General features: G+C 61.7%; 8 protein-coding genes. 4 read left to right on the forward strand and 4 right to left on the reverse strand.

The features are described from left to right. Positions 1–16 precede the first annotated feature (16 nt). Positions 17–964, reverse strand: a complete 948-nt coding sequence (locus tag ACH6CX_RS02820; protein ID WP_237061694.1) for a lipid kinase — start codon at positions 962–964, stop codon at positions 17–19. Between the two features lie 84 nt (positions 965–1,048). Further along, on the reverse strand, positions 1,049–1,504 hold the full coding sequence (locus ACH6CX_RS02825; protein WP_232942851.1) for a DUF1289 domain-containing protein: 456 nt from the start codon (positions 1,502–1,504) through the stop codon (positions 1,049–1,051). A gap of 320 nt (positions 1,505–1,824) precedes the next feature. On the opposite strand from ACH6CX_RS02825, the gene acnB reads away from it, so the two are divergent. After that, entirely contained in the window at positions 1,825–4,440 is a 2,616-nt protein-coding gene (gene acnB / locus ACH6CX_RS02830) for a bifunctional aconitate hydratase 2/2-methylisocitrate dehydratase (RefSeq protein ID WP_232942852.1), read from the forward strand. Positions 4,441–4,538: 98 nt separating this feature from the next. Here the strand turns inward: acnB and ACH6CX_RS02835 are convergent, their stop codons facing one another. Then, the gene (locus ACH6CX_RS02835; protein ID WP_232942853.1) at positions 4,539–5,120 is read right to left on the reverse strand and encodes a hypothetical protein; all 582 of its coding nucleotides are present in this window, start codon (positions 5,118–5,120) and stop codon (positions 4,539–4,541) included. Positions 5,121–5,685: 565 nt separating this feature from the next. Next, complete coding sequence (katG, locus tag ACH6CX_RS02840; RefSeq protein ID WP_396674723.1) at positions 5,686–7,956, reverse strand: catalase/peroxidase HPI; 2,271 nt, start codon at positions 7,954–7,956, stop codon at positions 5,686–5,688. 436 nt (positions 7,957–8,392) lie between these two features. Between katG and ACH6CX_RS02845 the strand changes: the two genes are divergently transcribed. From ACH6CX_RS02845 to ACH6CX_RS02855, 3 genes are read left to right on the forward strand one after another with little or no spacing between them, the layout of a single operon-like run. Continuing rightward, on the forward strand, positions 8,393–9,700 hold the full coding sequence (locus tag ACH6CX_RS02845; RefSeq protein ID WP_334079006.1) for a cytochrome c: 1,308 nt from the start codon (positions 8,393–8,395) through the stop codon (positions 9,698–9,700). 2 nt (positions 9,701–9,702) lie between these two features. After that, positions 9,703–10,206, forward strand: coding sequence for a (2Fe-2S)-binding protein (locus tag ACH6CX_RS02850; protein WP_232942856.1), 504 nt, complete (start codon positions 9,703–9,705; stop codon positions 10,204–10,206). Beyond that, positions 10,199–12,529, forward strand: a complete 2,331-nt coding sequence (locus tag ACH6CX_RS02855) for a molybdopterin cofactor-binding domain-containing protein (protein WP_334079007.1) — start codon at positions 10,199–10,201, stop codon at positions 12,527–12,529. Before ACH6CX_RS02850 ends, ACH6CX_RS02855 begins: the two co-directional genes overlap by 8 nt. The last annotated feature ends 128 nt before the right edge of the window (positions 12,530–12,657 follow it).

Genomic DNA, 12,657 nt, shown 5'->3' on the forward strand with positions numbered 1-12,657 from the left:
TAAGCCTTTCTCCCTGTTATTGCCCACTCAAATTATTTTCCGCCGCTTCCGGCCCGTTAGCGGAAAGCCCGGGCGCATCCCGGGGCACAACCACCTCCAACACCCGGGGCAACACCCTGAACATCGCCGGCGTGCGTGTCACCGGCTCGCCGTCGGCATGCACCTCCATCCCTTCAGGGACCGTCACCAGCTCGATCTCCCGGCCCGATGTATTGAAGACCCGTCGGGCCAGGTCGTGGCGGCCACCTCGTAGCAGCGGCGCCAGGGTCAACAATTCCCAGAGCCGCTGCGGACGCAGGCTGTAAAGATTGAGTAACCCGTCATCAATGGTCGAATCGTCATCCACCACGTTACCACCACCATAAAAGCGACCATTGCCAATCGCCAGCTGGATGGAGCGCAGGACCCTCTTCTGGCCGTCGATCATCAGCCGCACGCGAAACTGGTTGCTGCGGGCCAGGGCCAGGCCCAGGGCCCGGAGGTAACTGAAGACACCCCAGCGCTGCTTGACCTCGTCCGACAGCTCCCGCGTCACCATAACGCCCAGCCCGATATTGGCGACATTAAAAAAGTACTTGCCGTTCACCTCGCCCAGGTCAATCTGCCTGCGGTGATTGGCCGCGATAACCGAAAACGCCTGTTGCAGGTCATTACCTATGCCAAGGGAACGCGCCAGGTCATTGGCGGTACCCAGCGGCAGGATTGCCAGGGGCAGTTTGCATTCCAGCAGCACCCCGGCAGCGGAACTGATGGTGCCGTCCCCACCGCCGATGATTACCAGGTCAAATTCACCACAGCGGCTGCGGATAGCCTCGCGCGTCTCCTCGGGGCTGCTGGAGGCAACCTCCTCCACTTCCATGCCGGCATCGCGCAGCAGCGCCAGCCCGGCATCCAGGTCGGCACTGGAGCCACTGCGACTCTTGGGGTTCAGGACGAGCAGCGCGCGCAGGGGCGCCGACGGCATCTGGCTGATAGGCAGAACTCCTGTTCACTGCGCGGGCCCGGCCGCGCGCTTCTTCCGATTCTAGGCCAGGCGCCGGGCGACCGGTCAGGCGCTTTGCAGGCCCGGGGTGACAAAACGCAGGTAATAGGCAACCGACAGCGCGTAGAAATCCTCATCGATCCGCCGGCGCAACTCCACCAGGGAAGCATCCCGGCCCTGCACCGTCGGCTGCAGGCCGTAGTCGGCCGGGTCGCTGATCTGGCTGGCGCCGGCGCGCAGCAGTTCGAACACCCAGCAATAGGGATTCTGCTGCTCGTCGAATCGGATCTGCTGGTGGCGCAGCTGGGCCTCCAGCAGGCGCTGATCGACAATCTCCAACTGGCTGCGCACCGCGTTGGCCAGGTATCCCTCGCGCCGTTCGGCAATAATACGGCGCTGCTCCTCGGTGTAGGCGTTCCAGTCGATTACCTCGTGGGCAAAGCGCTTGCAGCCACGACAGACATCGTCACCGATACCGGTGGAGCAGACGCCAATACAGGGAGTGCGGACTTTCTTGTACATCAATTAACCAGAAGTTGCGCGAAGTTTTCACGGGCCGGTGGCCGGGCGGCGGTAAAATTGAGCCCGTAGACTATTTTGTTTGCATTCCAATGGGAAGATGCCAGACCGTCGCTGCATATTTTACGACCAAAATTCACCAGACAAATAGTGGCAATTCGCATAAGTTATTGATTTTTCAATAAACTTAACAGCCGTGGGGCTTTCCTGTAGAATCCGCGCCCATCCCCAGCGGCCAAGAAACCGGAAAAATCCGCACTGAAATAACTGCGGTGAATTCCACCAGCTGTTGGTCCACCCCACACACAAAGAGGGACTTATCCGTGCTTGAAGCCTATCGCAAACACGTCGCCGAACGCGCCGAACAGGGTATTCCGCCCAAGCCCCTGGACGCCGAACAAGTGGCCGGGCTGGTTGAGCTGCTGAAGAACCCGCCGGCCGGCGAGGAACAGGAACTGGTCGACCTGATCACCCACCGCGTACCGCCGGGTGTGGACGAGGCCGCTTACGTGAAAGCCGGCTTCCTCTCCGCCATCGTCAAGGGCGAGGCAGAATCCCCGCTGATCGACCGTGAACACGCTACCAAGCTGCTGGGCCAGATGCTGGGCGGCTACAACATCTCCACCCTGGTGGACCTGCTGGACGACGGCGACCTGGCCGGACTGGCAGCCGAGCAACTGAAAGGCACCCTGCTGATGTTCGACGCCTTCCACGATGTGGAAGAGAAAGCCAAGGCCGGCAACGAGCACGCCAAAGAGGTGATGCAGTCCTGGGCCGAGGGCGAATGGTTCACCAAGCGCAACAAAGTACCGGAAAGCATCAAGGTTGCCGTGTTCAAGGTAACCGGCGAAACCAACACCGATGACCTCTCCCCTGCCCCGGATGCCTGGTCCCGCCCGGACATCCCGCTGCACGCGCTGGCCATGTACAAGATGAAGCGCGACGGCCTGGAGCCGGAAGAGCCGGGCGTTACCGGCCCGCTGAAGCAGATCGAGGAAGTGAAAGCCAAGGGCATGCCGGTCGCCTTCGTGGGCGACGTGGTCGGCACCGGCTCCTCCCGTAAATCTGCCACCAACTCCGTGCTGTGGTACTTCGGCGAAGACATGCCCGGCGTACCCAACAAAAAGGCCGGCGGCATCTGCATCGGTGGCAAGGTGGCCCCGATCTTCTATAACACCATGGAAGATGCCGGCGCACTGGTATTCGAGGCACCGGTCGACGACCTGAACATGGGCGACATCATCGAGATCCGCCCGTACGACGGCAAGATCCTGAGCGAGGACGGCAAGGTCCTGTCCGAGTTCGAACTGAAGTCCGAAGTACTGCTGGACGAAGTCCAGGCCGGTGGCCGTATCAACCTGATCATCGGCCGTGGCCTGACCACCCGCGCTCGCGAGGCGCTGGGCATGGAGCCGTCCGACCTGTTCCGCAAGCCGGAGCAGCCCAACGACACCGGTAAGGGTTTCACCCTGGCGCAGAAGATGGTGGGCAAGGCCTGCGGCATGGAAGGCGTGCGCCCGGGCACCTACTGCGAGCCGAAGATGACCACCGTGGGCTCCCAGGACACCACTGGCCCGATGACCCGCGACGAGCTGAAAGACCTGGCCTGCCTGGGCTTCCAGGCCGACCTGGTAATGCAGTCTTTCTGCCACACCGCCGCCTACCCGAAGCCGGTGGACATCGACACCCAGCACAAACTGCCGGACTTCATCATGAACCGCGGCGGCGTTTCCCTGCGCCCGGCGGACGGCATCATCCACAGCTGGCTGAACCGTATGCTGCTGCCCGACACCGTGGGCACCGGCGGCGACTCCCACACGCGCTTCCCGATGGGCATCTCCTTCCCGGCCGGTTCCGGCCTGGTGGCCTTTGCCGCGGCTACCGGCGTAATGCCGCTGGATATGCCGGAATCCGTGCTGGTGCGCTTCAAGGGTGAGCTGCAGCCGGGTATTACCCTGCGTGACCTGGTCCATGCAATCCCCTACTACGGCATCCAGCAGGGTCTGCTGACCGTTGAAAAGAAGGGCAAGAAGAACGCCTTCTCCGGCCGCATCCTCGAGATCGAGGGCCTCGAGAACCTGACCGTGGAGCAGGCCTTCGAGCTGTCCGACGCCTCTGCCGAGCGCTCCGCCGCCGGCTGTACCATCAAGCTGTCCAAGGACACCATTGCCGAGTACCTGCGCTCCAATATCACCCTGCTGCGCTGGATGATCGCCGAGGGCTACGGCTCTGCCCGCACCCTGGAGCGCCGCGCGCGCGCCATGGAAGAGTGGCTGGAAAACCCGGAGCTGATGGAAGCCGACAAGGACGCCGAGTACGCCGAGGTGATCGAGATCGACCTGGCCGAGGTCAAGGAGCCCATCGTGTGCGCCCCGAACGACCCGGACGATGCCCGCCTGCTGTCCGAAGTAGCCGGCGACAAGGTAGACGAGGTGTTCCTGGGTTCCTGCATGACCAACATCGGTCACTTCCGCGCCGCGGGCAAGCTGCTGTCCCAGCACAAGGGCAGCATCCCCACCCGCATGTGGATCGCTCCGCCCACCAAGATGGACGAGCACCAGCTGATGGAGGAAGGCTACTACAACATCTACGGCGCTTCCGGTGCCCGCACCGAGATGCCGGGCTGCTCCCTGTGCATGGGTAACCAGGCGCGCGTGGCGGCCAACAGCACCGTGCTGTCCACCTCCACCCGCAACTTCCCCAACCGCCTGGGCGACGGTGCCAACGTGTACCTGACCAGCGCGGAGCTGGCCTCTGTGGGCGCCATCCTGGGCAAACTGCCCACGCCCGACGAGTACATGAAGTACGCCAACAACATCAATTCCATGGCGGCAGAGATCTACCGCTACATGAATTTCGACCAGATCGAGGAGTTCCAGAAGTCTGCCGAGGAAGGCAAGCGGATCGCCGCGACCGAGATTCAGGAAGTGAGTGTTTAAGCGCTAGCCTGGCCTGAAATGAAAAAGCCCCGCATCGCGGGGCTTTTTTTTGCCTGCAGGACCGCGGCCCAGGCATGGCCCCGGCATTGAGACCTAACTCAACGCTTCCTGAGGGTTGAACCCCGGGCGTCAAGTCCCGCCAGGATCGCTTTCATCTCAGCGGCCTCTTCCTCGGCCCGCTTTGCCCTGGCAGCTGCGATGGCCGCCTTCTCGGCCTCGATGGCCTCCCTGATCTTCTTTTCCTTGGCGGCGCTGCCGGTACGGCCACTCGGCAGCTTTTCCTTGACCACCCTGGTGGCAACTTTGGAATTGGAGCTACTTTCTGTCTTGGTCTTTCTGGAGGCGGAGGTTCTGGACCCGGGCTTGGGCCGTGGCGCCAGGGCCGCTTTGGTGGTGCCGGGTCGGACCGTTTTTATGCCCGCAAGGCTTTTCCCCCCATAGGCCTCCAGCGCCTCCTCCAGGAGCATCTTCAGTTCTGCCGCATCTTCCGCCGCTGCGAACAGGTTCACCGAGAAAGCATCCGGGCCAAATTCCTTTAGTTCCTTATAAAAGGGATGGTCAATCCCCAGCTCAAGCGCATCCTGAAACTGCCTGAACCGGGCTTCCGGTGACACACCCTCGCGCGCGGTGCCAACCCAGACATCGTCCGTCACTTCATTAATAAGGGTAAATACGATCATACAACCTCAAACAACAACACTGGCACCCATTCAGAAGTCTCCAAACGGGTAAATGGGCGCGCATTCTAATGAGATATCAATAAAAGTGCAGTCTTGACTTGGTGGGAATACAAGCAGAATTGAGCCGGTCCGCTCAGGCAGTATCCAGCGGTGACCGTGTTCAGAAATTAAACAGGGTTTGGTTTCCCCTCGCCAGCCACAACCGACGGGCTGTGTATGGCCGGCGGCAGCTTCACAGCGGCTTTTACCTGGTTCTTTATGTTGAGCAATCTAGCAAAAAGTAGCGACGTTGCAGCTGCGTTACTTAGGCATTGGACTTCCAATTAACGGCCGTGGCACTTGCGGCATGGTTTTATCCGTCCCGACACGCGAACAGCTTACTGCTCCGGATTGACAATAAAGGCGATTGGTAAATTCAGCGGAAAGCATTGGGCGGGAAGCTATGACTTCCCGCCGCGTCAAGAAGGAGTCGGGAATAGCGCAGCTGCCTTTTGCGTTTACAACCTGCCGCCCTAAAGTCAAGGAAACAAAAAAGGGGCCTTTCGGCCCCCTGCCCGCCCAGCAGTCACCTGCCTGCGGTCTGCTGCGAACCATCTTTCGGTTTATCAAACCGATCCAGGTTCATCACTTTCACCCAGGCATCCACAAAGTCATTCACAAACCGCTTCTCGCCATTCTCCGTGGCGTAGACCTCAGCCACGGCCCGCAACTCGGAGTTGGAGCCAAAGATCAGGTCGACCGGGGTGGCGGTCCACTTAACTTTGCCACTCTTGCGATCCTTGCCTTCGTAGATGCCCTCCCCTTTCGAGGACTTGGACCACTCGGTATCCATGGTCAGCAGGTTGACGAAGAAGTCGTTGGTGAGGGTACCGGGCTTGTCCGTGAATACACCGTGTTTTACGCCTCCGGTGTTGGCATCCAGCGCCCGCATCCCGCCGACCAGCACGGTCAGTTCCGGTACGGTCAGCGTCAGCTGGTCGGCGCGGTCCACCATCATCTCGGTTGGGGACATACTGTTGTCCTTGCCATAGAAATTGCGGAAGGCATCCGCCCTGGGTTCGAGGAAAGCAATAGAGTCCACTTCGGTCATCTCCTGGGTGGCATCGCTACGTCCGGCCGTGAAGGGCACGGTGACGTTATGGCCGGCTTTTTTAGCTGCCTGCTCAACCGCGGCATTCCCGCCCAGCACGATGACATCCGCCAGTGATACCTTTTTGCCACCGGACGCGGATTTGTTGAAGTCCTGCTGGATGCTCTCCAGCTTGCTCAACACAGAGGCAAGCTCCTGCGGATCATTTACCGGCCAGTCTTTCTGCGGTTCCAGGCGGATACGGGCACCGTTGGCGCCACCGCGGAGGTCAGAACCACGGAAGGTGGAGGCCGAGGCCCAGGCGGTGCGGACCAGCTGGGGAACAGTAAGCCCTGAATCGAGTATTTTGGCTTTCAACTGTTGGATATCCCCGTCACTGACCAGCTTGTGATTCACCTTGGGCACGGGGTCCTGCCAGATAAGGTCTTCGTCGGGTACTTCCGGGCCCAGGTAGCGGGATTTGGGCCCCATGTCGCGATGGGTCAGCTTGAACCAGGCCTTGGCAAAGGCCTCCTCCAGCTCTTCCGGGTTGTTCTTGAAGCGCTCGGAGATCTTGCGGTACGCAGGGTCCCTTTTCAGTGACAGGTCCGTGGTCAGCATCACCGGCGCATGACGCTTATTGGGGTCATGGGCATCCGGTACCAGGTTCTTGGCATTCTCATCCTTGGGAATCCACTGGATTGCCCCGGCCGGGCTCTTCACCTGTTTCCACTCGAAGTTATACAGGTTCTGCAGGTAATTGTTGCTCCACTTGATCGGGCTGACTGTCCAGGCGCCCTCCAGGCCGCTGGTGAAGGTATCCTTGCCCTTGCCCTCACCGCACTTGTTCTTCCAGCCGAAGCCCTGCGCCTCGATGGGCGCCGCGGCGGGCTCGGGGCCGATACAGTCGGGCTTGACGGCCCCGTGGTTCTTGCCGAAGGCATGGCCACCGGCAATCAGTGCCACGGTTTCCTCGTCGTTCATGGCCATGCGGCCAAAAGACAAGCGGATTTTTTCGGCTGCAGCCAGCGGATCACCATTGCTGCCCGGCCCTTCGGGATTGACGTAGATCAGGCCCATCACAGTGGCGGCGAGGGGGTTCTGGAGTTTCCCGCCATCCTTGAAGCGCTCCTTGTGCTCCAGCATCTTTGTTTCGGGCCCCCAGTACACCAGGTCGGGCTCCCAGTCATCCTCGCGGCCACCACCAAAGCCAAAGGTCTTGAAGCCCATGGACTCCAGTGCCACGTTACCGGTAAGCACCATCAGGTCGGCCCATGACAGCGCTTCACCGTATTTCTGCTTGACTGGCCACAGCAGGCGTCGCGCCTTGTCCAGATTGGCGTTATCGGGCCAGCTGTTAAGGGGATCGAATCGCTGCTGGCCCCCGCCGGCGCCGCCACGACCATCCGCCACGCGGTAGGTACCGGCACTGTGCCAGGCCATACGAATCATTAACGGGCCATAGTGGCCGTAATCTGCCGGCCACCAGTCCTGCGAGGTTTTCAACGTCTTTTCTATATCGCTTTTGACCTGCTTGAGGTCGAGACTGTTAAACGCCTCGGCGTAATTAAAATCGGCGCCTAATGGATTGGACGCCTCACCATGGGCTCGCAGGGGCGACAGGTCGAGCTGGTCGGGCCACCAGAACTGGTTGGATTTCGGTTGCCCGGGTTGTGGTGGATCCTGGGCTTGTGCCGGTCCGTATGGGTTCAGCAATGCGAGTGCTAATGCAAACGCCCCGCAACGGGATATCGTTTTATGAAACATGGCGGTGTTCTCCTCCGGAATAGCAGACTGCATACCGGTAAGAAATATAAGAAAGATTCCGGACGAGAGAGCTGAAAGAAGCAGCAAAAGAAAATTCAGGCGGCAATAGACGCCAATGAATGTCATAGGTTAAATCAATGACACCAACACTGGTGTAGTCGGGCACCCGGTTCAACGGACAGGGGCAGCATGTAGATATGGATGCCAGAAGTTTGAATGGACCCATACACGACATTTCCACTGCCGTTTTCATGCTATAAGGTGACGTAACAATCTACGGCTACGTGTGTCGGTAACGATGTAGCAGTGGCCCGGACACCAGCGAACCCGGGAAATATTGATAAAACGATGCAAGGTCCACTAGGTTCCGGGCCGCCAGGGAGCCACAAAGCGAATCAGGTCCAATCGAATACCCGGATGCCAGGGAGCACTTACCATGGCCAAGCGCCTGTCTTTAGCGGTGTGTATTTTTCTTTTTGCCGGGATTGCTCTCGCCAGCTGGCGGACACCCCCTTCGGCAAATGACGAGCGAGACCAAGGCAAGTTTGACCCCGCCCTGGTAAAAACGGGAGAGGTACTCGCCGGCATAGGCAACTGCAGTACCTGCCACACGGTGTCAGCGGACAAACCCTATGCCGGCGGCGTCGACTTTCCCACCCCGTTCGGCACACTCTATTCCACCAATATCACTCCCCACCCCCAACAGGGTATCGGCAGCTGGTCCCGCGAGGATTTTTTCCGGGCCATGCGCGAGGGCGTGTCCGCAGACGGATCGCACCTCTATCCCGCTTTTCCCTACACCCACTACAAGAATGTCACCGACGAGGACCTGGACGCCCTCTACGCGTATTTCATGACGCGAGAGCCGGTGGACCACACCCCACCGGAGAATGCCCTGCGCTTCCCCTTTAACCAGCGGTTCCTGCAGTGGGGCTGGAAGCTGATGTATTTCGATCCGGAGCCCTGGCAACCGGACCCGGCACAGAGCGACCAGTGGAACCGGGGCGCCTACCTGGCCAAGGGCCTCGGCCATTGCAGTGCCTGCCACACCCCCAGGAACGCCATGGGCGCCGAGGAGAAGGACCGGGCCTACGCCGGGGCGCTGGTGGACAACTGGTATGCACCGGCGCTGGACGCGAGCCAGCCGGTGCCGGTGCACTGGGACGAGGAAGCGCTGTACCAGTATCTGCGCAGCGGGCTCTCCGCGAATCACGGGGTCGCAGTGGGTTCCATGGGTGAAGTCGTGCACCGGGGCCTGAACCGCGCCGCGGACGATGATATCCGGGCGCTGGCGACCTACCTGGTTTCCCTCTCGGGGGAAGAGAACAGCACCGAACAGGTTCAGCCCGCCGAAATCATCACCGCGGCCCAACAGCGTGCCGATACGGACCACAGCGCTGGCGAGATGCTCTACGTCGGTGCCTGCGCCGCCTGCCACTACAACGCTGCCGATAAACCGATGGCAGCGCGTGCAGAACTCAGCCTCAACAGTGCAGTAACCGCCGAGGACCCCACTAACCTGATCCGGGTGGTGCTCGAGGGCATTGGCACAGACAGTGGTACCCCTGTCCTGGTGATGCCGGGCTATGCGGCCCTGAGCGACAGCGACCTGGTAGCGCTGGCCCAGTTCCTGCGGCGGCGCTCCGGCCTGCCGGAATGGAAAAACCTCCGGCAGCGGGTGGAAGAATTACGCGAATTACACCGGCAGTCGCAGGTAACCGAAGCGCAACAGGCAGGGGAATAAGCATGGCTATCAAGTTCAAGATCAACCGCGAGCCGGTGACGGTCGATGTCCCGGCAGATACCCCGCTCCTCTGGGTCATCCGCGACGATATCGGGTTTACCGGTACCAAGTTCGGCTGCGGTATCGGCCTCTGTGGTGCCTGTACCGTGCATGTCAATGGCCGTGCCACACGCGCCTGTATCACCCCGGTAAGCAGCGTGGAGAATACCGTGGTGACCACCATCGAGGGGCTGGCGGAAAACGGCCACCCCCTGCTGGAGACCTGGGTCGAGGCCCAGACGCCCCAATGCGGTTATTGCCAGCCTGGACAGATCATGCAGGCGGCGGCCATGCTGCGCGATTTCCCCGATCCCACCGATGAACAGATCGACCAGGTGATGAGCGGCAACCTGTGCCGCTGCATGGCCTATATCCGCATCCGCGAGGCCATCAGGATGGCAGCAGGTCGCCTCCGGGCCGCCGCGCCGCAGGGTAACGATGAAGACCGGGAGGCCAGCCATGCTTAAGTACCTGACCGGCAGGAACCAGCAGGGCCCGGGGCATACCAGGGATAACGCGGACACCGAACTGCCCTCCCCCGGGCGCCGGGGATTTATCATCGGTATGGCCGGTGCCGGCCTGACTCTGGCCTTCGCCCGCTCGCCACTGGGCCTCGCCAATCCGGCCAGGGCCGTGGCCGATGGTGCCTTCGAGCCCACCGTGTGGTACCAGATCCAGCCGGACGGGCGCATCATCGTCAATATCGCCAAGGCCGAGATGGGCCAGCATATCGGCACCGCGCTGGCCCGGATTGTCGCCGACGAACTGGAGGCCGACTGGGACCTGGTGGAACTGCACCACGTGGACAGCGACCCCAAATGGGGCTACATGGTGACCGGCGGCAGCTGGTCTGTATGGCAGAGTTTCACCCCGTTGAGCCGGGCCGGAGCCGCCGGACGCCAGGTACTGATCGAAGAGGGGGCGAAAAAACTCGGTGTTCCCCCGGATCAGTGCCGGGCACGCAACAGCCGGGTTATTGGCGGGGGCCGCTCCATCAGTTATGCCGACCTTGTCAGCAGCGGCAATATCAGCCGCAGTTTCACCGACGAGGAGCTCAAGCAGATGCCGATAAAGCCAGCCTCCGAGAGGCGCATTATCGGCGGGCAAACCCGGGCGCTGGATATCCCCGGCAAGGCAGACGGCAGCACCCTATATGGCCTGGACGCCAGCCTTGAGGGCATGGTCTACGGCCGCCCCATTATCCCCCCGACCCGCTATGGGTCCGCCATCAAGAGCATCGATGACAGCGCCGCGAAGGAGATACCCGGCTATCGCCAGACGATTACACTGGAAGACCCTTCCGGCACCGTGCCAGGCTGGGGAATGGTGATCGCCGACAGCTTCCATGCCGCCAACCTGGCGGTGGATCGGATCAAGGTGAACTGGTCTGCCGGCAAGACCGCCGGTGTGGATGAGCAGGCACTGCTGGATCGCGGCCGCGAGCTCATCGGTACCGCCGACCAGGGGGTACTGGTGCTGGACGAGGGAGACGTGGACGGCGCCTTCAGCAATGCCGCGGACACCCTGGAATCCGAATATATCACCCACGGGGTTTTGCACTTCCAGCTGGAGCCGGTCAATGCCGTCGCCAGGGAAAAAGACGGACGCTGGGAGATCCATACCGGCAACCAGTGGCAGTCGCTGATTCTGCCTGTGCTGTCCAAGGCGCTCGGGGTGCCCGAAGACCGTATCGTCATGCGCACCTACATGCTGGGGGGTGGTTTTGGGCGGCGCCTGAACGGGGACTACGCCGTGCCCGCCGCCCTGGCGGCCAAGGCCCTGGGCCGGCCGGTAAAAATGGTCCTCACCCGGGAGGACGACACGCTGTTCGATTCCATCCGTTCGCCGTCGGTGCAACGGGTACGCATGGCCTTTGACGACGACGGCAGGATCACGGCGATGGAGCACCACGCCACCGCCGGCTGGCCCACCCAGGTGATGGCACCGGGGTTTATGGCCGAGGGGGTCAACGGCAAGTACGATCCCTTCGCCATCCAGGGCGCCCTGCACTGGTACAGCATGGACGGGCACCGGGTAAGGGCCATCCCCAATGACCTGGCCAACGATACTTTCCGCCCGGGGTGGTTGCGCGCGGTGGGCTCCGGCTGGGTCAACTGGGCACTGGAGAGTGCCATCGACGAGGCGGCACACAAGGCCGGCGAGGATCCGCTGGAGTTTCGCCTGCAGCGGCTGAAGGCCGAGGGCCGCAATGCCGGCAGCGCGCCCAATTCGGTGGGCGGTGCCGCGCGCCAGGCCAATGTGCTGCGGCGGGTACGGGAAATCTCCGGCTGGGGCGAAGAGATGCCGGCGGACACCGCCCTCGGTGTGGCCACCACCTACGGCCAGGAACGCAACATGCCCACCTGGACCGCCTGTGTGGCCCGCGTCCGGGTGGACCGGGAGAGCGGTCGCCCTACGGTGGAAAAACTCACCCTGGTGACCGATGCCGGCACCATCGTGCATCCCGACGGCGCCCGTGCACAGGTTGAGGGCGCAGCCCTCTGGGGCATGAGCATGGCCCTTTACGAGGGCACCACCTTCAGGGATGGCAACGTGGTGGATAACAACCTGAACACCTACACCCCGCTGCGGATGCGCGATGTCCCCGAAATCGAGATGGAGTTTGTGGACAGTACCGAAACCGCTGTGGGCCTGGGGGAACCCGCCACCACGGTAGTAGGTCCCGCAATCGGCAATGCCATTTTCGCGGCGGTGGGCGTGCGCATGCGCGAGATCCCGATCCGCCCGGAGGCAGTACTGGCGGAATTGCAGAAGAAGGCCGATGCCTGAGTCATTCCAGCTGGCCCGGTAATCGGCAACAGCTATCTCCCGTGCCTGCCGGCGCCTGTTTCCCCCGCCTCCGCTGCGGGACAGGTAAGTGTGCACCTGCAGAACCCACGGCCCTGCTAGCAAATTTA

Source organism: Microbulbifer sp. JSM ZJ756 (assembly GCF_044383805.1).
GTDB lineage: Bacteria > Pseudomonadota > Gammaproteobacteria > Pseudomonadales > Cellvibrionaceae > Microbulbifer > Microbulbifer zhoushanensis.